Annotated in this window: 22 protein-coding genes and 1 other annotated feature; of the genes, 1 reads left to right on the forward strand and 21 read right to left on the reverse strand. The window is 42.6% G+C overall.

Going from position 1 to position 22,573, the window contains the following annotated elements:
* Positions 1–33: 33 nt before the first annotated feature.
* The 19 genes from bioF to HMPREF1521_RS02100 form a co-directional block, all read right to left on the reverse strand.
* A complete protein-coding gene (bioF, locus tag HMPREF1521_RS02010) occupies positions 34–1,188 on the reverse strand; it encodes an 8-amino-7-oxononanoate synthase (protein ID WP_038115191.1) in 1,155 nt (384 codons plus the stop codon).
* A gap of 4 nt (positions 1,189–1,192) precedes the next feature.
* On the reverse strand, positions 1,193–1,924 hold the full coding sequence (locus tag HMPREF1521_RS02015; RefSeq protein ID WP_038116016.1) for a 6-carboxyhexanoate--CoA ligase: 732 nt from the start codon (positions 1,922–1,924) through the stop codon (positions 1,193–1,195).
* Complete coding sequence (locus HMPREF1521_RS02020) at positions 1,924–2,424, reverse strand: hypothetical protein (protein ID WP_038115192.1); 501 nt, start codon at positions 2,422–2,424, stop codon at positions 1,924–1,926. Before HMPREF1521_RS02020 ends, HMPREF1521_RS02015 begins: the two co-directional genes overlap by 1 nt.
* A gap of 150 nt (positions 2,425–2,574) precedes the next feature.
* On the reverse strand, positions 2,575–3,045 hold the full coding sequence (gene smpB / locus HMPREF1521_RS02025; protein WP_038115193.1) for an SsrA-binding protein SmpB: 471 nt from the start codon (positions 3,043–3,045) through the stop codon (positions 2,575–2,577).
* Positions 3,046–3,053: 8 nt separating this feature from the next.
* Positions 3,054–5,417, reverse strand: a complete 2,364-nt coding sequence (gene rnr / locus HMPREF1521_RS02030) for a ribonuclease R (protein WP_038115195.1) — start codon at positions 5,415–5,417, stop codon at positions 3,054–3,056.
* A gap of 55 nt (positions 5,418–5,472) precedes the next feature.
* Positions 5,473–5,694: a preprotein translocase subunit SecG gene (secG, locus tag HMPREF1521_RS02035; RefSeq protein ID WP_038116018.1), complete on the reverse strand. Its 222-nt coding sequence runs from the start codon at positions 5,692–5,694 to the stop codon at positions 5,473–5,475.
* A gap of 11 nt (positions 5,695–5,705) precedes the next feature.
* Positions 5,706–6,389 (reverse strand): RNA polymerase sporulation sigma factor SigH, encoded by a 684-nt coding sequence (gene sigH, locus HMPREF1521_RS02040; protein ID WP_038115199.1) that lies wholly within the window; start codon positions 6,387–6,389, stop codon positions 5,706–5,708.
* Between the two features lie 74 nt (positions 6,390–6,463).
* Positions 6,464–7,195: a 23S rRNA (guanosine(2251)-2'-O)-methyltransferase RlmB gene (gene rlmB / locus HMPREF1521_RS02045; protein ID WP_038115202.1), complete on the reverse strand. Its 732-nt coding sequence runs from the start codon at positions 7,193–7,195 to the stop codon at positions 6,464–6,466.
* Positions 7,188–7,673: a Mini-ribonuclease 3 gene (locus HMPREF1521_RS02050; RefSeq protein ID WP_038115206.1), complete on the reverse strand. Its 486-nt coding sequence runs from the start codon at positions 7,671–7,673 to the stop codon at positions 7,188–7,190. The genes rlmB and HMPREF1521_RS02050 overlap by 8 nt, the downstream gene beginning before the upstream one ends.
* Positions 7,663–9,111: a cysteine--tRNA ligase gene (gene cysS, locus HMPREF1521_RS02055; protein ID WP_038116019.1), complete on the reverse strand. Its 1,449-nt coding sequence runs from the start codon at positions 9,109–9,111 to the stop codon at positions 7,663–7,665. Before cysS ends, HMPREF1521_RS02050 begins: the two co-directional genes overlap by 11 nt.
* Positions 9,112–9,161: 50 nt before the next feature.
* Positions 9,162–9,364 (reverse strand) — a binding site (T-box leader).
* 162 nt (positions 9,365–9,526) lie between these two features.
* On the reverse strand, positions 9,527–10,480 hold the full coding sequence (locus HMPREF1521_RS02060; RefSeq protein ID WP_038115209.1) for a bile acid:sodium symporter family protein: 954 nt from the start codon (positions 10,478–10,480) through the stop codon (positions 9,527–9,529).
* A gap of 135 nt (positions 10,481–10,615) precedes the next feature.
* A complete protein-coding gene (gene gltX / locus HMPREF1521_RS02065) occupies positions 10,616–12,085 on the reverse strand; it encodes a glutamate--tRNA ligase (protein WP_084214610.1) in 1,470 nt (489 codons plus the stop codon).
* Positions 12,085–13,263 carry a 2-C-methyl-D-erythritol 4-phosphate cytidylyltransferase gene (gene ispD / locus HMPREF1521_RS02070; protein WP_038115210.1) on the reverse strand — a complete coding sequence of 393 codons (1,179 nt, stop codon included), beginning with the start codon at positions 13,261–13,263 and terminating at the stop codon, positions 12,085–12,087. Before ispD ends, gltX begins: the two co-directional genes overlap by 1 nt.
* Positions 13,247–14,398 (reverse strand): PIN/TRAM domain-containing protein, encoded by a 1,152-nt coding sequence (locus HMPREF1521_RS02075; protein WP_038115213.1) that lies wholly within the window; start codon positions 14,396–14,398, stop codon positions 13,247–13,249. The genes ispD and HMPREF1521_RS02075 overlap by 17 nt, the downstream gene beginning before the upstream one ends.
* Positions 14,399–14,413: 15 nt before the next feature.
* Positions 14,414–15,787 (reverse strand): DNA repair protein RadA, encoded by a 1,374-nt coding sequence (radA, locus tag HMPREF1521_RS02080; RefSeq protein ID WP_038115216.1) that lies wholly within the window; start codon positions 15,785–15,787, stop codon positions 14,414–14,416.
* 175 nt (positions 15,788–15,962) lie between these two features.
* Positions 15,963–18,410 (reverse strand): ATP-dependent Clp protease ATP-binding subunit, encoded by a 2,448-nt coding sequence (locus HMPREF1521_RS02085; RefSeq protein WP_038115218.1) that lies wholly within the window; start codon positions 18,408–18,410, stop codon positions 15,963–15,965.
* Between the two features lie 217 nt (positions 18,411–18,627).
* On the reverse strand, positions 18,628–19,689 hold the full coding sequence (locus tag HMPREF1521_RS02090) for a protein arginine kinase (RefSeq protein ID WP_038115221.1): 1,062 nt from the start codon (positions 19,687–19,689) through the stop codon (positions 18,628–18,630).
* Positions 19,690–19,700: 11 nt separating this feature from the next.
* Positions 19,701–20,240 (reverse strand): UvrB/UvrC motif-containing protein, encoded by a 540-nt coding sequence (locus HMPREF1521_RS02095; RefSeq protein WP_038115225.1) that lies wholly within the window; start codon positions 20,238–20,240, stop codon positions 19,701–19,703.
* 6 nt (positions 20,241–20,246) lie between these two features.
* Positions 20,247–20,726, reverse strand: a complete 480-nt coding sequence (locus HMPREF1521_RS02100; RefSeq protein ID WP_038115227.1) for a CtsR family transcriptional regulator — start codon at positions 20,724–20,726, stop codon at positions 20,247–20,249.
* Positions 20,727–20,891: 165 nt separating this feature from the next.
* On the opposite strand from HMPREF1521_RS02100, the gene HMPREF1521_RS02105 reads away from it, so the two are divergent.
* The gene (locus tag HMPREF1521_RS02105; RefSeq protein ID WP_038115229.1) at positions 20,892–21,398 is read left to right on the forward strand and encodes an S-adenosylmethionine decarboxylase family protein; all 507 of its coding nucleotides are present in this window, start codon (positions 20,892–20,894) and stop codon (positions 21,396–21,398) included.
* 62 nt (positions 21,399–21,460) lie between these two features.
* Here HMPREF1521_RS02105 and HMPREF1521_RS02110 read toward each other — a convergent pair whose 3' ends face one another.
* Together HMPREF1521_RS02110 and sufU are read right to left on the reverse strand one after the other, a co-directional pair.
* The gene (locus HMPREF1521_RS02110) at positions 21,461–22,144 is read right to left on the reverse strand and encodes an HAD hydrolase-like protein (RefSeq protein WP_038115232.1); all 684 of its coding nucleotides are present in this window, start codon (positions 22,142–22,144) and stop codon (positions 21,461–21,463) included.
* A 1-nt stretch (position 22,145) separates the two neighbouring features.
* Positions 22,146–22,571, reverse strand: a complete 426-nt coding sequence (sufU, locus tag HMPREF1521_RS02115; RefSeq protein ID WP_038115234.1) for a Fe-S cluster assembly sulfur transfer protein SufU — start codon at positions 22,569–22,571, stop codon at positions 22,146–22,148.
* Between the last annotated feature and the right edge of the window lie 2 nt (positions 22,572–22,573).

The following is a 22,573-nucleotide window of genomic DNA, read 5'->3' on the forward strand; positions in this document are numbered from 1 at the left end:
AAGCCTATTTATACACACTGTCAATTTTAGCAATTAAATATTTCTCATCGCCTGTTGCAAAGACCTGCACACATAATCTATCTGTTCCTTAGTATGTGCGGCAGTCACGGTGAGTCTGATTCTGCTTTCACCGACAGGAACCGTCGGCGGACGGATAGCTGTTCCGATAATGCCGGATTCCCGCATCGAATGAGACACAGCCAAAGCATCTTCATTGCTACCGATTATAATCGGAAATATCGGTGTCGTATCCGTTGCCTCTATACCGAATGTTCTTAATGCTCGAGCCATATAAGCCACATTATCCTGTAGCTGTTCATAAATATCAATATCGGTTTCAATCAAGTTAAGAGCCGCCAATGCAGCGCCTATATCAGCCGGTGATAATGCCGTTGAAAATATAAAACTGCGACTGAAATTGACAAGATAATCGACAATGACCTTCGACGCAGCCGCATAGCCGCCTACGGAACCCAAGGCTTTACTCAATGTACCTAACTGAATATCCACAAGTCCGTCCAAGCCAAAATGTGCTGATGTCCCGTGCCCCTCGCCGATAACACCTGTCGCATGAGCGTCATCGACCATGATCAGCGCATTATATTCTCGGCTCAATTCATATAGCGTATCCAACGGTGCTATATCACCATCCATACTGAATACTCCATCCGTAACAATCAACTTACGCGTATCCTTCGGTACGTTCTTGAGTAGATATGTTAAATGCTCCGTATCACAATGTCGATACGTCTGTATAGCCGCTTTACTTAGACGGCAACCGTCAATGATGCTGGCGTGATTTAATGCGTCACTGAAGATAATACTGTTTTTGTCGCACAAAGCGGATATCGTCCCCACATTCGCCATATACCCCGTATTAAAAATCAGGGCACTCTCGGAATGCTTAAACTTTGCAATGGCTCTCTCTATCTCTGTAAACAGAGGAAATGTACCCGATACAAGGCGGGCTCCGCCGGATCCGGTCCCATATTTCTGTACGGCCTCTATAGCCGCAGATTGTATGCGGCTGTCAAAGGTCAGCCCCAGATAATTATTCGAGGCCATCATCAGATACTCTCTATCATCATACAGTACACGCACCGCATCTATGGGATGATACTCTTTAATAGTCCTGAAATTATGACTGATTTCTTTATCTTTTAATTGTTGTTGAAAGTATTCGTACATCTTTTCACCATTCAACTAATACCGGGGCAGACTCCAAATAAGCGATTAATTTTGATATATCTGTTCCCGTTTTAACAAAAAAGGTACGCCCTCCGATGGATGAACCCATTTCTTTCATATGAGGAAGACGATGATATACACCGTCACAGGCGACATAGCCTACCGTATAATCCGGGTCATCGGACCAGCACAATTCACCGACAATGCCTTCACAGGATTGTACCTTCGAGGCTAATACCAGAGCCTCGCGCATATGTTCATTCATATTGTATATACTGAGATCTGAGCAGGTGTCCATATGACTGACACGCACGCCTCGCTGACCTTCATCAATGCGTTCACCCGAAACGGAATCAATCAACATAGCGCCGCGCATAGATGTTGATAGACCACATAATAAAGATACCCCTTTATCCACGGATGCAGAAGTAATTTCAGTTTTCTCCAGAAGTTTCTTTGCCAGTAAACGGGCATCGGATACGTCGGAGGTTTCATGCTCCTCTACGTCCAACACGGAGATATGCCGTATGGAATCCGTCGGTACAAGATCGACAGTGATATTGATAAAATCAGCAACCCCTTTACTATGATGTAAAGCTCGATCAACTAAAGACTGAGCCACTGTCCCCACCTGATCCATCGTAACAATACGCTCTGCACCGGAAATATGATGTCCTCCCGATTCATGAGGACCTCCTTGAGCAGCACGCATACGTATACTATATAAAGGTTTCATCATAACACCTTCCCTTTTACGGAGTGATGTTGAGGTACCTGATTATGAATTTTCTGGAATACTTTCACAAATACGGGGGCCATAATAACGGTGAAAATCATACCCGGTACGGCTAATCCGATCATTGGTAACGCCGCTTTTCCGATATATAGAGATAGCGATAATCTTGCTAAAGCCGATGCAATAGGACCGGATATGATAATGCCGACCATATGATTATGACACACCCACAAAATCAACCCTACAATCAGTCTGAACTGCATAGCAATCATCACATTCAATATGGTTTGTGTCCCCAGTGCCAAACCGATTAAGCTCGATAAACAACCGCTGATAATGTACTTCTTAAACCCGAATACGGCGCAAATTGCCACCGCCAAAGGTGCGGACAGTTGAAATTCTATGCCCGGTATAACATTGGGAATTTTGATTGCCCCCAGCACAGTAATCATAGCCGTTAAAATTGCGATTTCCGTAATGTACCTGATGTTCTGATTCATGATAATCTCCTCTACCTAGATAATGTTAACCACAAACTTTCTTATAGTTTACATTATAATTAGAGAATCATAATTATACAAGAAAAAACTGCATTTCAAATTATGAAATGCAGTTAACAATTAGCTACAGAACAGCGCATCGCTGTAAGATCAATATTTCTGTTGTTCCTTCAAACGTTTTTCTATATCGCGTTTCGCATCGCGTTCCGCCATATCCTGACGCTTATCGTAAAGTTTTTTGCCCGTTACGAGACCGACCGTAACCTTTACATAACCACGACTGAAATGAAAGTTTAACGGTACCAAGGAATATCCTTTTTCCTTCACCTGCGCGTGCAATTTATTGATTTCCGATTTATGCATCAATAACTTCCGGGTCCGTTCAGGCTCATGATTAAAGCGGTTCCCCTGCTCATAAGGACTGATATGCACGCCGTAGAGTAACAGTTCTCCCTTATCAATGCGGCAGAAACTGTCCTTTAAATTCAATTTTCCTTGCCGAATGGATTTAATTTCCGTCCCCGTCAGAGCAATGCCGGCTTCATAGGTTTCATGAATATTAAAATCATGGCGCGCCTTACGATTATCAGCAATAAGCGACGGATTTGATTGTTTTGCCATATAGCCTCCTATCGTTTACGTTTTCCCTTAGACTTTTTCGAACCGCTTCGTTTCGATGTTTTATGAGATTTCTTACGGCTTGATTTACCTTTACCCGCTTTACTTTTGAAAGCATCATATTTCGAGCGACCGGAACCGTCCTTACGAGAAGACTGCTTTCTACGCCCCTTCGTTTTGGATCCGCCCGACTTGCGGGCCCCACTACTTCTACGAGAATCACCGTAATCCGAATCATTGTTCAATTGTTCCTGAATCGCCGCCAAATTATCAACTTCACCGAGAACAAAATCAATTTGTTTCTTCTCTACATCGGCTTTCACCAAGGTTACCGTTACGGTTTCCCCTAATCGATATATGCGTCCGGTCCGTTTGCCTACAAGGACGAAATGTTCTTCGTCAAAGAAATAGTAATCATCCGTCATCATACTGATATGAACGAGACCGTCAATGCCGTTTTCGAGTTCCACGAACATACCGAAAGATGTGATACTCGAAATGATCCCCGTAAATACTTCCCCTACAAAAGGAACCATATACTGAGTCGTCTTCAAATCCGTCGTTTCCCTTTCCGCTTCGGTTGCGACCTGTTCCTGAATCGATGAATGTTCCGCGGCACGTACTAAAAATTCCTCATCCACATCTCGTTTACTATATCCGTTCGGCCAGTGCATATCAGCCTTCAACAGACGATGCACCATTAGATCCGGATATCGACGGATCGGCGATGTAAAATGCGTATAACAAGCGGATGCCAGACCGAAATGCCCCACATTTTCCACGCTGTACTTAGCTTGCTGCATGGATCGCAACGCCATAATCTGAGCAACTTGTTCGATATCTTTTCCCTTTACCGTATCGAGAATTTTTTGAAAATCCCGCGGTGCAACGCCATCAGCACCGAGAATGAGGTTTTCACCTAGATAGTTGAGAACCTTTTGAAAGAGAGATAATTTCTCCTCGTTAGGCATTTCATGAATACGATATACGGATGCCCGATGTGTATCCTTTAAATGAGTTGCCACCGTTTCATTGGCGATAAGCATACATTCTTCAATGAGTCGCTCAGCTAAGGTTCTGTCACGTTTCACAATGCGCAGTGGCGTCCCCTCCGAATCAAGTAACACCTTGTACTCAGGAAAATCAAAATCCAATGCACCACGTTGACGACGCATCCGATTAAGAATATTCGCAATCTCCGCCAAATCCCGTAACATAGGCATAAAATCCGCCAAATCCGGAGGAATAATGTCTTCCGCCAAAGCCTTGTATACCTCTTTATAGCTGCAACGACGTCCAACTCGGATAATGGAAGGCTTAATACGGTAGTTTACCACCTGACCTGCTTCATCAATTTCCATCATGCAGGTCATAGCATATCGGTCTTCGTGCGCATTTAAACTGCAGATACCGTTTGATAAGACCTCCGGCAGCATAGGTACGACGCGGTCTACGAGATATACGGAGGTGCCGCGTTTATAGGCTTCTTTATCAATGGCCTGACCGGATGTTACATAATGACTGACATCCGCAATATGAACACCCAATTCGTAATTACCGTTCAGTAGCTTGCGCCCACTTACGGCATCATCCAGGTCTTTTGCATCTTCACCATCTATGGTAACCATCTGCAAATCTCTGAGGTCCCATCGCTTTGGATCATCATGAATAACTGTATCGATACGCTGACTGGCCTTGATTACATCGTCAGGAAATGAAAACGGAATCTTATGATTCGCCATGATACAGTTGATATCAAGGCCCACATCTCCCTTATAACCGAGAATCTCCGTAATGACCCCTTCCGGCTTTTTATCTCCTTCCGGCCATTTTGTAACTTTTACCAATACCTTCGCACCGCTACGAGCATCCAAGGTATTTTCAAGTGCTACAAATATATCTGTACCGATTCTTTCATCATCCGGTACGACAAAGCCGAAATTCTGTTGCCGATCATAGGTGCCGACAATCGTTTCATTAGCACGTTCAATAATATCTATAATGAGCCCTTCCCGCTTGTGATTGATATAGGTGGACGGAATAACTCGAACACGTACCTTATCATTATGCATAGCGGTACCTTTATATTTTTCCGGAATATAAATATCATCTTCCCCTTCAGGCATGATGACAAATCCGAAAGATTTACGATACCCCTTATAGATTCCTTCATATTCATCATAGTGTTGTTCTTGGTACATATATACATCAGGGCGTATAGATTGCAAAACGCCTTCTTTTCCAAGGCTATGAGCGGCCCGAATAAACCGTTCCAAATCTTTGCCGCCCTTAATATGATTATCTACAGCGGCATCCTCGATATGATATGCATGTGGTTCTATGGATTTATAAAACTGTAATACTTTTTTCTTCAAGACTCCACATCCTTTAATTATAAAAAATAAAAGCCTGCAATGCAGGCTTTTATCATTAGAATTGATTAATCATTGCTCCTAATACTAAGCTCAACACAGCAAAGATAATCCCCAATATAATCGTACATCTGGACAAGAAACCGTCTAAACCTCGTTCCTTACCGCCAAACGAGGAATCCGCAGCGCCGGATACGGCACCACCCATACCTGAACTCTTACTGTTCTGCGCTATTACAACCACGATTAATAATACGGATACGATTATTTCTAGGACCATAAAAATATTTGTCACTGTTGTCTTCCTTCCTGTGAGACTCCGACAGAGTCCAATACACGATGCTCTAAATACTTCTCTAATTTACGTTTAACCCTTTGTAACGCATTGTCTATCGATTTAACACTGCGCTCCGTGACCTTCGCCATTTCTTGGTAAGATCGTCCATCAAGATAACCTTCCAAAACCTCCCACTCAAGATCACTCAAAATATGGCCGATATTGCGCTCAATATCATCCAGTTCCTCTTGGCTGATAATCAGTTCCTCCGGATTTGTAACCTTTGCGGAAGACAGCATTTCAATCAAAGTTCGCTCCGATTCCTCCGTATAAACAGGTTTGTTTAACGATATATAGGAGTTTAACGGTGCATGTTTCTGGCGCGTAGCAGACTTGATAGCCGTTATGATTTGCCTTGTAATACATAGTTCAGCAAAAGCTCTGAATGATGCTAATTTGTCATGTTTAAAATCACGAGTAGCCTTATAAAGCCCAATCATACCTTCTTGGATGATATCCTCACGATCGGCCCCTACGAGAAAATAGGAACGAGCCTTAGCACGAACAAAGTTCTTATATTTATTGACTATATAATCGATTGCAAACTCATTTTGCTCTTCCTGAGCAATGACCACAACTTGCTCATCGGTCATTTCTTTGAAATTGTAATCGGACTTGCGTGTATGAATCATCTTCATAGTGTGCTCCTCCTTACAATCACGAGAGAAAACCCAATATAATTTATTATACTGAAAGCATCTATGATTTTCAACTATTTAGTTTGTCTCTGTCGCACGGCCTCATACATGAGAACAGCTGCCGCTACAGATGCATTCAGAGAATTCAGACGACCATACATCGGAATTGTAACGAGAAAATCGCACGCTTCCTTTACGATGCGACTGATACCCTTTCCTTCATTCCCGATAACGAGAACCGTAGGAACCGTCATATCAGCTTCGTACAAGGTTCTGTCGCCCTCCATATGAGCACCCAGGACCCAAAAGCCCCGCTTTTGTAGTTGCTTGACCGTCTGCGCCACATTACCGACTTGAACAAGTGGAATTTGTTCTATAGCACCGGCTGAGGTCTTGGCTACAGTAGCATTAATCGGTGCGTTATGTCGCTTCGGAATGAGTACCGCCGTAGCACCGGCACATTCGGCCGTTCGAATGATAGCCCCCATATTATGAGGATCCTCCACACCATCCGTAAGAATCAGTAACGGTACTTCATGGTCGGTCTCTTGCAATACTTCACCTAACTCTTTGAATTGTACGGCGGACACGAACGCGATAACCCCCTGATGAGGTACATCAAGTTCATACTTATTCATCTGCTTAATCGGTGTAGGTCGCACCTCAATTCCGTGAGATTTTGCAAGGCCCACAATATCGGCAAGCCCTGTTTTAACCTTATCCTCACTGACCAGAATGCGTTGAATGGAGCGCCCGCTTTTAAGGGCTTCCTTGACCGCATTACGGCCTACGATGTAATTATCCATGATTCATACCTTGTAAAGTCGCGGAAAAAGCTTCACGCATCAACATTTGTAAACGTTCATCCTGTCGTGTTTCATACAGAAATCCCAGAACCGCCTCAAAGGCGGTACTGCTGCGATACTCCTGAACAGAACTGCTTTTAGGGACATTCACATGACTGTTTCTGGCCCGTCTCGCTACAGCCTGTTCATCTTCCGTGAAAGTAGTCTCCAACACCTGCAACACCTTTGCTTGAGACCTTGCACAGATAAACTCCGTCACAATGGTGTGCAATACCTGCACCTTAGAAATATTCATCTGCACCACGCGCTCCCGAACGTACATTGAGTATACGGCGTCCCCGATATAGGCGAGCATCACCGCATCCGCGCCAAGGGCATCCTCAATTGTACGACTGCGTAAATGCATGGGTTCTTTATCTAACTGATGTAATTTTTTAACGGCTTCATTTCTTAAGAACTGAAATTGTTTAAACTTCACGTTTTTTCCACCGTGCCCCTTGAGGAGAATCTTCAATAACAATACCGATATCCGATAAACGATCTCTGATGCAGTCCGCCAATGCCCATTGTTTTTGATCTCGACAAGCCTGACGAACAGATAGGATAACTTGCATCAATTCTTCATATTCCGCAGCATTAGCACCGGTATTACCTTCCCATGCCTTTTCAAGAACACCGATAATTTCCGTCATGAATTTAAAGATGCGTTTTACTTCGGCAATAGCCTCCTGACATACAACGCCGTTACGGCTTGAAACCTCCTGATAATAAATGTTGATTTCTTTTGCCAAGCCGAACATACTGGACGTAGCTAATGCCGTATTAAAATCATCGCTCATGGCGGCTTCAAATTCTTCTTCGTACGTCTTCGCTCGAGCCAGTAAACGTTGCGCTTCATCACATTCGCCCGCTTCACAGCCTTCCAAATACAATAGATTTTCAATAGCTGTACTTAAACGTTCCAAGGACTTATTAGCCTCTTCAAGACGTTCATCGGAAAAATCCAACGGACTTCTATAATGGGTACTCAACAAAAAGTACCGCAAAGCATCCGGACTATATTGCTCTAAAATATCTTTTACCAAGAAAAAGTTATTCAGAGATTTCGACATTTTTTCGGAGTTAATCGTGATAAACCCATTATGCAGCCAGTAACGTACTGCCGGATGTTGTCCGGAACAACCTTCGGACTGAGCGATTTCATTTTCATGATGAGGGAAGATCAAATCACTGCCGCCGCCATGAAAATCAAATTCCGTACCGAGATATTTCTGGCTCATGGCGGAACATTCGATATGCCAGCCGGGACGACCGTTGCCCCACGGACTTTCCCAGTACGGTTCACCCGGTTTAGCGGCTTTCCATAAAGCGAAATCCATCGGATTATGTTTACGCCCGTCCACCTCAATACGAGCACCGGCTTCCATATCATCTAATGTACGTCCGGATAATTCGCCATAATGATCGAATTTTTCAACGCTGTAATATACGTCGCCGTCAAGTTCATAGGCATACCCCTTTTCAATCAAGGTGCTGATCATGGCGATGATATCATCAATATGTGTAGACACGCGAGGGTAAATATCCGCACGCTGTACACCGAGCGCATCCATCACCTCAAAGTAACTGTCGATATAACGATTTGCAATAGTATCCCAAGATACGCCTTCCCCATTGGATGTATTAATAATTTTATCATCCACATCGGTGAAGTTTTGCACATATGTAACCTTATAGCCTACATGCTTCATATACCGGCGGATTACATCCCATGTTACGAACGGACGCGCATTACCGATATGAGGATGATTATATGGTGTTACACCACATACATACATCTTGGCTTCCCCCGGTGTTACAGGAGAGAACACCTCTTTTTGACGCGTCATAGTATTATAAACTGTAATTTCTCTCATCGTTGCCGATGCCTCCATCTTTTATAAAATAAAAAAGACCCCTCATCTCATACAGAGACGATGGTCCGCGGTTCCACTCTGTTAGGTACATTCATACCCACTCGACGCATAACGGCGCGTGACCGGACAAACCTACCTATAATCGGAATGTCAGCTCGTGAATGCATTTCATCTACCTATCCTTGGACCCTCCCACCATCGATCCTCGCTAAAAAGTTAGTTGTAGAGTACTTCTTTCAGTCTCAGCTATTAATATATAACCTATTTAAATATGTAATAATTGTACCAATTACACCATATAATGTCAATGATAATACGACAAATCCTCATCCGCGAAGATCATGTGCTTACCCTTTTAAACACAATAGAGTCATTCGAGAATGAGGATTAACATCGTTTTACATTATCTATCAAATTATGCTTTTTCCAACTTTTCCCGATCATCATGCTTACGGCATATACCGGCAAAAATAGATCCTGTAAAGTTATGAATAATAGAAAATACCGCACCGGCCACAGCCGCTTGAGGTGTAAAATGTTTCATAGCTAGAGACACAGATAATGCTGAATTCTGCATTGCCACTTCAATCTGCATAGCGCGTCGAGAAGAGACATCTATACTGAGGATTTTACACACCACATATGTCACTACATAACCGCTTAAATTCTGTACTAGACAAGCTACAAAAATAATGATGCCCGTTTCAGCGATACGTTGTTGATTGACAGCTGTAACCGCTGCTAGGATAAGCAATACAGCGATAGCGGCAATAGTAGGACAGACGGATTTAACCGGTTCAATCTTTACACCAATAAAATAGTTTAATACTATACCTAAGATAATCGGTACCAATACAATCTTTATGATTGAAATAAACATTGGCATAAATGCTATTTCAATCGATGATGTAACTCCTGCATATAATACTACGAATAATGGAGTTAACACCGGTGCTAATAAGGTTGATACTGTCGTAGCCGATACGGACAACGGCACATTACCGTTAGCCAAGAAGGTCATAACATTGGATGCGGTGCCGCCCGGGCAGGCACCTAATAAAATAAATCCGATAGCTATTTCCGGAGGAAAATTAAATGCTATACCAACCAAGAAGCCTGCTAGAGGCATCCATAAAAATTGAATGACAGAAACTAAAATAACCTTTAAAGGTTGTTTAAATACATCAATGAAAACTTGAGCTGTCAATGTCAATCCCATTGCAAACATGACAAATTGTAACATATATGCCACATACGGCGTCATCCATGCAAAGAAATTCGGTAGCAAATAGGCTATAACAGCCGTTAACAACACGATCCAGGACAGATAACTATTAAATAAGCGATTCACGGAATGAACAAATTGCATTATATACACTCACTTTCAAAAAAATCAAATAAAACACGCCGATAATTATAGCAAATATATAACGGTAACACAAGAAAGCCTCTTATAAACTATATGTTCATAAGAGGCTTTCTTAATACCATATTATCTTAAGTATTATTTTGTAAGGTTCCCCGCAGAATCCAAACGATGTAAGCATCGTTCTTTACCGAGTAATGTTACGATATTATTCAAATCCGGTCCATGCATTTGACCTGTTAAGGCAACGCGAATCGGCATGAATACAAACTTACCTTTTAAAGATGTTTCCTTCATAACCGCCTTGATAGTTGCCTTTACGGCATCCGGCGTAATTTCATCCAATGCGGACAAAGCATTACGGAATGCAGTCAATACAGTCGGAGCGGATTCCTCATTCAGAACGGCACGTAATTCTTCTTCGTGACCTTCTTCAAGGAACACCGTATCCACCATGAACATCCCCACATGATCCTTGATTTGTGCACCAAAGCTGATATGATCGCGGAATGTGGAGCATAACAATGTTAAATGATCTATATCCGCTTGATTTAAACTATCAGGAGCCAGTCCGACTTCCTTTAAATGCGGTAAGCAAAGATGGAACAGTTCTTCATCAGTTAAGTTCTTCATATAATGGAAATTGATATGGTTCAACTTGTCGATATCGAATACGGCCGGATTTTTCGCAACCCGATCCATAGAGAAGGCTTCAATTAACTCATCAGGCGTGAAGAATTCATTTTCCCCTTCCGGAGCCCAGCCTAACAATGCCAAAAAGTTCACCAAAGCTTCCGGTAAATAGCCTAATTGTTTATATTGCTCTACCGATGTGGCGCCGTGACGTTTGGACATCTTCTTATAATCCTTGCCGAGAATAAGGGAAATGTGACCGAATGTGGGAATATCCCATCCTAAAGCTTCATAAATAGCCATCTGACGAGGCGTATTGGATAAATGTTCCTCCGCCCGGATAACATGGGTGATCCCCATCATGTGGTCATCCATAACTACGGCAAAATTATATACGGGAATACCGTCAGATTTAACGATAACAAAGTCACCCACCCCATTGGATTCGAAGGATACATGACCACGTACCATATCATCAAAGGCATAGGTCTTGTTCAACGGAACACGCAAACGGATCGTCGGTTTGCGGCCTTCCGCAATATATTTTGCCTTTGTTTCTTCATCTAAATGTTCACAGTGACCGTTATATTTAGGTGTTTCTCCACGGGCCATCTGCTCTTGCCGTACTTCTTCAAGTTCTTCCTGTGTGCAGTAACATTCATAAGCTTTGCCTTCATCCAGTAGACGTTGTGTTACCGCTTTATATAGTTCTAATCGTTCTGTCTGACGATACGGACCGTTATCACCGCCCACATCGATTCCTTCATCCCAGTCCATGCCGAGCCATTTCAAAGAAGCCTTGATATTTTCTTCACTTTCACGAGTGGAACGGGTTAAATCCGTATCTTCGATGCGCAATACGAATGTCCCTTTTTCCTTACGTGCCAATAGCCAGTTAAACAATGCGGAACGGGCGCCACCGATATGAAACGGCCCCGTAGGACTTGGAGCAAAACGAACTTTCATGGAACTCATTATAAAACCTCTCCTTCATATACAGAAACGACAGCCTGAGCGGCAATGCCTTCACGACGACCTATAGCCCCTAACATCTCATTGGTTGTCGCTTTAATACTAATGCGTTCTAATGGTATGTGCAGCACCGATTGCAGGTTTGTCTTCATATCATCGATATGAGGCTTTAATTTCGGTGTTTCAGAAATAACCATAATATCTATATTATAGGCTTCAAGCCCCCGTTCTTTCAATAAGGAATTCACTTTTCCCAGTAAAAGTAGACTTGAAATCCCCTTATATTGATCATCTTCCGGCGGGAAATAAAAACCGATATCTCGAAGTCCTGCAGCCCCCAGCATGGCATCCATCAACGCATGAATGAGCACATCCGCATCGGAATGTCCATCAGGTCCCACATCCGATTCGATGTGAACACCGCCTAATATACAGGGACGCCCTGCTTTTAACTGATGAATATCATAACCGAATCCAATGCGCATACGCTTCTCCTCAATCCCCAAATACCGATTTGCCACAGCTATATCATTAGGGGTCGTCACCTTTATATTACAGTAATCACCATCTACAATATGTACCGGCTTACCTAAATATTCTACAAGAGACACATCATCCGTTCCGAGGAATGCATCATCGCTTGCCTTCTGGTAGGCCTCCTGAAATAGTTCCTTCTGAAAGCCTTGCGGCGTCTGTATCTGATAAAGCTCGCTGCGTATCAATGTTTCTACGACCTCATGATTATTATCGATGCGCTTAATCGTATCCGTAGCAGGCACACCCACCGTGGCGGCCCCATATTTACGGGCGGCAGCGACAACGGACTCAAACATATCTGTCGTTGCCAGAGGACGGGCTCCGTCATGCACAATAATGATAGAACTTTCATTAGAAACGACCTTAAGGCCACAACCTACGGAATCCTGACGCTCCGAGCCGCCCGTTACGATGCGCGTAGGTACGGATATATCAAGAGATTCTATATGATTCGCCATATACTTCTCTTCACCGTCAGCAACCACTAAAATAATTTCACCAAGACCTTTAATCCTTGCCACCTGTTGTAAGGTACGTTGAATAATGGAATAGTTTCCCAAAGGGATGAATATTTTATTCTCCTTATATGCCATACGCCGACCTGCACCGGCGGCTAGAACTATACAGCTAATCTCCTTGTCCATGTTGTCCCCCGTCGACACGAGCAAAAATCATGCGACCCGCACTCGTCTGTAAAATCGATGTAACCATGACCTCCACAGACTGACCTACGTACGGTCTGCCATCCTCAACGACAATCATCGTACCATCATCGAGATAGGCCACACCTTGATGAATCTCCTTACCCTCTTTCATAATCTGAACGCGAATCCATTCACCCGCAATAAGAGCCGGCTTCAGTACATTCGCCAATTCATTAAGATTCAAGACCGTAATACCTTGAACACGGGCCACCTTATTGAGGTTGAAATCGTTAGTCATCAATTTCCACTGCTTATCGAGGGCGAGACGCATCAATTTAGAATCCACCTCGGTTAAATCATCGTAATCGTCTTCGACAACCTCAATCGCTACATTGTTAGCATCCTGCATCTCCTTTAAAATATCAAGACCGCGACGACCTCGATTGCGCTTTGTAGCATCGGCGGAATCCGAAATAATTTGTAATTCATTCAATACAAAAAGAGGTACCACAAGAGGGCCTTCAATAAAGCCGGTTCCGCACAATTCCTTGATACGGCCATCAATAATTACGGATGTATCTAATAATTTTGGCGTACTTTCAAATTTATCATTTTTATGGTTGGAAAACATTTTAAAGCGACCCGGTTTCTTCGTCCCATCCTCGCGCCACTGCTGTACATAGTTCAGATAGATTTCAGGCCCCTTACGAGCCATAATTTTAAGTCCGCTATACCCGAAAATGGCACTCAAAATGATTGGAATATAAGGTCCGATTATAGGCACCTGATTAAATGCGACACCGATTAAATTTGCAATAATAAGACCGAATAATAAACCGATGGTGCCCGCAATTAATTCTTGGTTCGGAATGTGTGAAAGAACCCGTTCCAAACGTTTAGAAACAACTAAACCCTGCTTCAAAATAAATGATGAAACTAAATACCCAATAATTACACCTAGCACCGTACCGAAAATCAGAACTCCAAGCCGAGCAACGGTCAATGACATATCCCCAAAAGTCTCGAATTGTGATACCAAATACGGATCGATAATCGGTGCTAATGTGTCCATTCCGACGTAGGCGGCCGTGCCCACAAGAATGGCAATAACATAACGTAAAATGCGATAAATCATCAAATCACCTCCTAATTAAGAAAATACCAGCTGCATCGCTTCTGTAATAGATTTGACGCCGCGAATCTGAATGGATTTATCATTATCCTTGATCTGTTTATAATTACCGTCAGGAATAATAAACTTAGTAAAGCCTAATTTCTTCGCCTCGTTGATGCGCTGTTCGATGCGCGGTATGCTTCTAACATTGCCGGTCAGACCTACTTCACCGAGTATAACCATATCTGTCGGTACAATGCGATTTTTTAAATTAGACACAATCGCCACAGCCATAGATAAGTCACAGGCCGGTTCATTTACCTTGAGACCTCCGATGACGTTTACATATACATCTTTATTACCAAGTGTAAAACCGCAACGTTTTTCAAGGACCGCCAGCAATACGATGAGTCGATTTAAATCATAGCCGATAGCCGTCCTTCGCGGCATACCGAATGCGGTAGTCACCACTAAGCTTTGCACCTCCACTAAAATCGGGCGAACCCCTTCAAGATAAATCATAACGGCACTGCCGCTTTCTTCATCGGAGCGCTCCGCCAGTAAAGAGGCAGATGGATTGGATAATTCCTGTAACCCCTCTTCTACCATAGCAAAGATTCCCGTTTCGGATGTGGAACCGAAACGATTTTTAATGGATCTCAAAATTCTGAATTGATACGATCGTTCGCCTTCAAAGTAAAGTACTACATCAACCATATGCTCCAGCATTCGAGGTCCTGCAATGTTTCCATCCTTTGTTACATGTCCGATGATAACGGTCGGAATGTTGCGTTCTTTACAGAACCTGAGTAAGCGTGATGTACATTCGCGCACTTGACTGACACTGCCGGGTGCGGCGTCAATATCCGCCGTATACATTGTCTGAATAGAGTCGATAACGAGTAATGACGGCATCAATGAATCCGCTTGATCCAGAATATGATCCAAATCGGTATCCGCTATGACCTGTAATCGTTCACCGTTGATATGTAATCTCTCTGCACGTAATTTCAGCTGTAATTGTGATTCTTCTCCAGATGCATACAGAACGGTTCCCACCGTATCGGCAATTTGCTGTGATACCTGTAAAAGTAAAGTCGATTTACCGATACCCGGATCCCCACCGAGCAGCATCAATGCACCCGGTACGATACCGCCCCCTAAAACGCGATCGATTTCAGAAAAGGTCGTCGATATGCGCGCAATGGAGGATAGCTCGATATCCGGTAATGCCGTCGGTTTTACGGACTGCTGTCCGATGCTGCGCCCCGGCGTACGGCTATGCTTCGTTTCTTTTACAATTTCCTCAACCAGAGTATTCCATTCACCGCATTGCGGACATCGTCCCATCCATTTTGACGATTCAGCTCCGCAATTTTGACAGAAAAATACAGATTTTGCTTTTGCCATAATCCCTCAGATACTTTCACGATAGATATAAAAAAGGTCATGAATGATAATCATTCATGACCTTTGTGCATAATTTTACTACAAGTGGTCAACTATTATCATCTAATAGTATACCATTTAAGCTCTATATTTTATATGAAAGCTTATAAATAACCGCATAATCTATCGGATTACATTATACAGTCACAACAATTTCGTCACCTTTGGCATCCGCCTTGATAGTCGTGCCTTCCACAGCTTCGCCTTTCAAGATAAGGTCGGATACAGGATCCTCAATCAAACGTTGAATAGCACGTTTCAAAGGACGAGCACCCATAGCGAAATCGGAACCTTCTTTCACAAGTAACTTCATTGCTTCCGATGTAATATCCAAATGTAAATCGCGTTCTTCAAGACGTTTTTTAACACTGCTCATCAAAATCGTAACAATTTGTTCCAAATCTGACTCTGTCAATGGATGGAATACAATCATTTCATCGATACGATTCAAGAATTCCGGCCTGAAATGACGTTTTACCGCATCCAGAACAGCTTTCTTAGCTTCCTCAAAATCGATCGGTTTCTTTTCATTTACCACAGCATCCGTTTTCTTTGCCGCCAAGAAGCCCAATTCCGGGGAATCCTTCTGTAACGCTTTAGCCCCCAAATTACTTGTCATGATGATAACGGTGTTTCTAAAGTCCACTGTACGACCTTGACTATCTGTAAGTCGACCGTCATCAAGAACTTGTAACAAGATATTGAAAAAGTCCGCATGAGCTTTTTCTACTTCATCGAGCAAGATAACGCTATATGGTTTACGACGAACGGCATCAGTCAATTGACCGCCTTCTTCATATCCTACATATCCCGGAGGTGCACCGACTAAGCGCGATACGGTATGTTTTTCCATATATTCCGACATATCAAGTCGAATCATGGCCGATTCATCCCCGAATAACGACGCCGCCAAAGCTCTCGCCAATTCGGTTTTACCTACGCCCGTTGGGCCTAAGAATAAGAAGGACCCGATAGGACGTTTAGGATCTTTAAGACCCGCTCTCGCACGACGTACAGCCTTAGCTACAGCTGTAACCGCATCGTTCTGACCGACAACGCGTTTATGAAGTTCATCCTCCAAATGAAGTAAGGTTTGTGACTCTTCTTCCGCAATTTTTGAAACGGGAATGCCCGTCCATTGCGCTACTACAGCCGCAATATCTTCTTCTGTAACAACTAACTTCTTGTCGCTTGTCTCTTTAGCTTCCGATTTCTTATCATCGATTTCCTTTGCGATGCGTTGTTCTTCATCGCGAAGCTTGGCAGCCTTTTCGAAGTCCTGCGCCGTTACAGCCGCTTCTTTTTCCTTCTTTACATTGTTAAGCTGATCTTCCAAAGCCTTGACATCAGGAGCCGCGGAGAATACCTTCATACGCACCTTGGATGCCGCTTCATCAACCACATCAATGGCTTTATCAGGTAAGAAACGGTCCGTAATATATCGACTCGATAATGTAACGGCTGCTTCCAAGGCTTCATCGGTAATCTTAGCCTTATGGAATGCTTCATAACGATCCCGTAAGCCCTTTAATATTTCCAAAGCATCCTCTTCAGACGGTTCCCCCACCTGAACAGGTTGGAAACGACGTTCTAAAGCCGCATCCTTTTCAATATGCTTCTTATATTCATCAAGTGTTGTGGCACCGATAACCTGGAATTCACCACGTGCCAAGGCCGGTTTTAAAATATTCGCCGCATCCATAGCGCCTTCACTTGCACCGGCACCGACCAAGGTATGGATTTCATCGATGAAGACAATCATATCATCATGTTTTTGCACCTCATCGATGGCCTTTTTCAACCGTTCTTCAAATTCACCGCGGTATTTTGCGCCTGCGAGCATGGCACTAATACTGAGAGAAATGATGCGTTTATTACGCAAAATTTCAGGCACATTACCATTGACGATACGTTGTGCCAACCCTTCAGCAATCGCCGTTTTACCTACGCCCGGTTCACCGATAAGGACAGGATTATTTTTGGTTCTGCGACTAAGAATTTGAATGACACGTTGAATTTCTTTATCACGTCCGATAACAGGATCGATTTTACCCTGTTTTGCCGACTCATTAAGATCTGTGGCAAAATCGGCCAAATCGCCAAGTTGACCATTGCTATTAGCGCCATCTTGACCGCCCTGTTCCCCGCCTTGTGCGGATCCGAGAATTTTGCGAATAGCATCAACCACATCATTGTTACGGATATTCATATCCCGCAAGATGGCGATACCTACACCGCCACCATCGCTGAGTAAGCCCAACAGAATATGCTCCGTGCCTACATAGTTATGATTCATGCGGTTCGCCACTTCAATGGCAAGTTCCAGCACATGTTTAACACGAGGTGTCATATATACGGAATTAGGCTCTTTATTTCCGCGTCCCACTTGTTCGACTACGTCTTCAAGTACATCCTCCGTCGTTACACCTAAATCGTTAAGCGCTTTTGCGGCAACACCGTTTTTCACCTTGGTAAGTCCTACGAGTATATGTTCTGTTCCCACATAATCGTGGCCTAATTCCAAGGCTGCTTCCTGAGCGAAGGAAAGAACCCGTTGTGCATCATCCGTAAAACGTTGCATCATAAATATCACCTCATCTATCATTTTTAATTTAACATTCTCTTTATAAAATATCATCCCAAACTTAATCGGGATTTCTTATGCCTATTCGACATACATCTATAGAAACGATAATGTTACTGATAAACATCATCGATATATAAATTATTCTGTATATTATATTATTTGATATTATATTATTTGTACGTGTACGTTATTTATATTATTTCCGCACATTTTATTATTGTGAAAGTTTCTGTCTAATCACCTTAGCCCGATAACTATCACGTTCTAAATCACTTAATTCTTCACTACCCGCATATTTACAGAGAAAATTGGGACGTGTAATCGATACTAGTTCATTAAACGTATCATTCCCCCAATCAGGTAGAATGCCTAAATCAACACCTAATTGAATATCGCTGAGCTTTGTTAAAGCCTCCTTACCGCTGACCCGTCGCGCATATTGCAGAACGCCATATGAACGCCATAGCACATCCTCTAAGGATTCTTTATCATTATGCATCAGCGCTTGACGGGATTTACGTTCTTCCGCAATAATCCCCTCCACGATTTTTAAAAGCTGTTCAATGGTGGATTCTTCACTGATTCCCATCGTACGTTGATTGGAAATCTGGTAGATATTACCTAATGCATCGGAACCTTCACCATAAAGACCTCGTACGGAGTACCCCAACTGAACGATACTGCGCACAAGGCGCGTGATTCGTCCGGACATGGTCAACGCCGGTAAATGCAACATAACGGAAGCCCGTAATCCGGTTCCCACATTAGTAGGACACGCCGTCAAGTAACCGAAGCGTTCATCAAACGCATAGGGATGTTTTGCCTCGATGGCTTTATCGATTTGCACAGCATGATCATAAGCCTGTTGTACATTCAAGCCCGGAGTCATAGATTGAATCCGTAAGTGATCTTCCTCGTTAACCATAATGACGATGGACGCATCATCGGAAACGAGTAAGCCACGATAGGGCAACCGTTCTTCTAAAGCCGGACTCATTAAATGCTTTTCAACCAGCACAGCTCTCTCATGCTGACTCAACTGTTCAAGACTGATATTGGAATATTGATGTCCATCCGCCTCTTTCAAAGGTTGTAACAAACCGCGTGAAATGGCATTAACCTTTTCTAAAGATGATTGATCGTTGCGATTTGTAAATAATAAGCCCTCAAAATTTCTCGCGAGCCGAATCCGGCTGGAAATAACGATATGATCCGACTCCTTAGAATCATGACGTAACCATTGACTTAACGGAGAGTCTAATATAGTATCTATCATAATATCTTTCCTTATTCCTTATGTCCATCAATAATGCTTTCCAAATTTTTAATTTTATCCCGCAATACGGCTGCTTCTTCAAAGTTTTCCGCTTGTACTGCATTATCCAGTTGATGACGCAATCTCTTAACTTCATGTTTAGCCTTGAATACATTTGTCCCCCGACTAGGCACGGAGCCCTCATAATCGGAACTGCCCTGCAACCGTCGTAACAACGGTTCAATTTCATCGCTAAACGTGTCATAACATTGTCCACAGCCGAATTTACCGACGTGATTGAATTCATCATATGTAATACCGCATTGCGGACAACGCTTTGACTGATGTGATTTCAACAGGCTGTCAGGATATACCATATTCTTGAAGAAATCATTCGTAAAGAAACTGTTATCCCACATATCATTCATAAACGAGCTATACGGAGACAATTTTCCTTCCTGCTGTAACTCATTAGCACACGAACTGCACAAATGCTGTTCTGTCTTTTTATTATTTATGATATTTGTCATATGAACAGTAGCTTCATTTTTTTTACAATGATCGCACAACATGGATCATCACTCCTTTCGCAATGCGTCCACCATGGTGGCGTATAATTGACGAATTGCTTCATTTCTATTTTCAATATCCACATGCTCAATCAATGTGGCAAAGGAATTATGCATAATCTGCGCTTCTCGATTCGTAATCTTATTCGCCTGAAGTAATTGGAACAAAGACTGGTCTACATCGCGTATATCGATCAGGCGCTCCACTGTATTAGGCCCTTCATAAATACGATATGTCGTTACGGCCGGCAACGAGTCCGATTGGTTCTGATTTAATTTTGTGATGCGTATATAACCACCTAAACCGCGTCTCGATTCGACATCAAAACCTCGTTCATTGGAAAATCGTGTATTCAACACATAACTGATTTGGGATGGTGCGCAATTCAGCTCATCGGCCAACTCGTTTCGTTTTAAAATCAGCTTTTCCTGTTCCTGTCTCATTTTTTCTAATATAAATTTTTCTATTTTATCAGCTATCATACTCATTTATAACACCTCTTTGTCTTTTTGCTCTTTACGATAATTCTATTATATTTGACTATTTGACCTTTGTCAATAAAGGTCAGATATTTTTTGACCTTCTATATTAAATAGACTTATACGGAAATAATATGTATAATATATAAGATATATTTTGAAAGAAGGTGTACCATGACAGAAGCATTAGGACAAGAACTATTAATTGATTTATATTCCTGTGATGAAGATGCAATCTCATCAGCAACCTCTGTACAGGAAAGCGTAGCTACCGCATTTGATCTGGCGGATATCGATGTGGATGAAATCAGTTGTCAAGTTATGGATGAAGAAATTGCCCTTCTTTCTGTGGCACCTAATTTTCATTTTACCTTGCATACCTATCCTGCATTGGGCTATGTAGCCGTAGATTTATATTCATTTGAACAATCTTTGCCGCTCACGCTGATCATGAAAGCATTGCGCAAATCTTTCAGAGCGGAAAAGGTCAAGGCGACGAGTGTGCAACGTGGAGATTTCGGCAATGAACGAGATATGAAGCCTCGTCGAAAAACAAAAATCACCACACTGGGCCGCGTATCACGCACCCGTATTCAATTAAAGCAAACCGGTGGAAAGCTAAAAAAACAAAGCGCTAAGATGATAAAAACCATCGCAAAGAAAAGCGGATTACATAAATAAAATCGTTTCAATATGCAAAAAGAGATTGCTACCCAACAGGTAACAATCTCTTTTCTTTTTAATTATCTACGCACAAGCATCTCTTCCAGATCGAGTACTTGAGCGATTTCATCTACATCATCACAAAGATATTCCGCATCTGCTTCTTTCAGTTCCGCTTCCGTACCGTAACCGTAAGTGACACCGATAGAAATGCAACCAAGTTCATTGGCTGCTTCAATATCGTATTTTCTATCACCTACCATGAACGCCAGTCTGCGACCATTTGTATCTGTTAGCGGATTACCGCAAAGGGCAAGAGCCTTTTCGAGAATTTCTTTCTTATGTAGTAGACCGGATTCGTAATCAGCACCAACAATCACATCAAAGTAAGGTGTTAATTCAAAATGGTCTAATATCTCTTTTGCAAAATGTTCCGGTTTTGCCGTAGCCAGAACAATGGTATACTGTTCCGCCTGACATTTAGCGAGCAAGTCTACGATATTGGGATACACTTTATTTTCAAATTTACCGATTGTACCATAGCGTTCACGAAACTTCTTATATGTTTCTTCGGCCTGCTCATGAGTTAATCCACAATGTTCCTGAAAAGAATCTACCAACGGCGGTCCTAAAAACAGAAGCAATGTTTGCTCATCCGGAATCGGATAACCGAAATGGTTTAACGCAAATTTTACACTTGTCAGAATCCCTTCCTGAGAGTCCGTCAATGTCCCATCTAAATCAAACAATATCGTCTTCTTCATATTATTTCTTTAGAGCCTCTTTTAATGTATGCCATGCAAGAACAGCACATTTAACGCGTGCCGGCATATTAGAAATATTTTGCAATGCCATCGCATCTTCTAATTCTTCCAACTCATTCTCATCGGTCACTTCTTTTTTTATCATGCCCAAGAAAATCTCTACCAACCGTAATGCTTCCTCTACAGATTTACCTTTGATAATATCAATCATCATTGATGCGGAAGCCTGACTGATTGCACAACCGGAGCCCGTATAGGCCGCATCTTTAATGATGCCATCCTCTACATTGATCTGCAGTGTTAAATCATCACCGCAACTTGGGTTATGCCCATGCTCGGATGTTGTAAATTTAGATAATTCACGTTTATTACGCTTATCCTGATTATGTTCCAAAATAAGTTCCGTATAGAGTTGATCCATTTCCATTG

The sequence above is a fragment of the Veillonella sp. AS16 genome, from assembly GCF_000517785.1.
Lineage (GTDB): Bacteria > Bacillota > Negativicutes > Veillonellales > Veillonellaceae > Veillonella > Veillonella denticariosi.

Coding starts and splice junctions, on each gene's coding strand:
- bioF (WP_038115191.1), bottom strand. CDS start 1,188: ATGTACGAATACTTTCAACAACAATTAAAAGATAAAGAAATCAGTCAT.
- HMPREF1521_RS02015 (WP_038116016.1), bottom strand. CDS start 1,924: ATGAAACCTTTATATAGTATACGTATGCGTGCTGCTCAAGGAGGTCCT.
- HMPREF1521_RS02020 (WP_038115192.1), bottom strand. CDS start 2,424: ATGAATCAGAACATCAGGTACATTACGGAAATCGCAATTTTAACGGCT.
- smpB (WP_038115193.1), bottom strand. CDS start 3,045: ATGGCAAAACAATCAAATCCGTCGCTTATTGCTGATAATCGTAAGGCG.
- secG (WP_038116018.1), bottom strand. CDS start 5,694: ATGGTCCTAGAAATAATCGTATCCGTATTATTAATCGTGGTTGTAATA.
- sigH (WP_038115199.1), bottom strand. CDS start 6,389: ATGAAGATGATTCATACACGCAAGTCCGATTACAATTTCAAAGAAATG.
- rlmB (WP_038115202.1), bottom strand. CDS start 7,195: ATGGATAATTACATCGTAGGCCGTAATGCGGTCAAGGAAGCCCTTAAA.
- cysS (WP_038116019.1), bottom strand. CDS start 9,111: ATGAGAGAAATTACAGTTTATAATACTATGACGCGTCAAAAAGAGGTG.
- HMPREF1521_RS02060 (WP_038115209.1), bottom strand. CDS start 10,480: ATGCAATTTGTTCATTCCGTGAATCGCTTATTTAATAGTTATCTGTCC.
- gltX (WP_084214610.1), bottom strand. CDS start 12,085: ATGAGTTCCATGAAAGTTCGTTTTGCTCCAAGTCCTACGGGGCCGTTT.
- ispD (WP_038115210.1), bottom strand. CDS start 13,263: ATGGACAAGGAGATTAGCTGTATAGTTCTAGCCGCCGGTGCAGGTCGG.
- HMPREF1521_RS02075 (WP_038115213.1), bottom strand. CDS start 14,398: ATGATTTATCGCATTTTACGTTATGTTATTGCCATTCTTGTGGGCACG.
- radA (WP_038115216.1), bottom strand. CDS start 15,787: ATGGCAAAAGCAAAATCTGTATTTTTCTGTCAAAATTGCGGAGCTGAA.
- HMPREF1521_RS02085 (WP_038115218.1), bottom strand. CDS start 18,410: ATGATGCAACGTTTTACGGATGATGCACAACGGGTTCTTTCCTTCGCT.
- HMPREF1521_RS02090 (WP_038115221.1), bottom strand. CDS start 19,689: ATGATAGATACTATATTAGACTCTCCGTTAAGTCAATGGTTACGTCAT.
- HMPREF1521_RS02095 (WP_038115225.1), bottom strand. CDS start 20,240: ATGTTGTGCGATCATTGTAAAAAAAATGAAGCTACTGTTCATATGACA.
- HMPREF1521_RS02100 (WP_038115227.1), bottom strand. CDS start 20,726: ATGAGTATGATAGCTGATAAAATAGAAAAATTTATATTAGAAAAAATG.
- HMPREF1521_RS02105 (WP_038115229.1), top strand. CDS start 20,892: ATGACAGAAGCATTAGGACAAGAACTATTAATTGATTTATATTCCTGT.
- HMPREF1521_RS02110 (WP_038115232.1), bottom strand. CDS start 22,144: ATGAAGAAGACGATATTGTTTGATTTAGATGGGACATTGACGGACTCT.
- sufU (WP_038115234.1), bottom strand. CDS start 22,571: ATGGAAATGGATCAACTCTATACGGAACTTATTTTGGAACATAATCAG.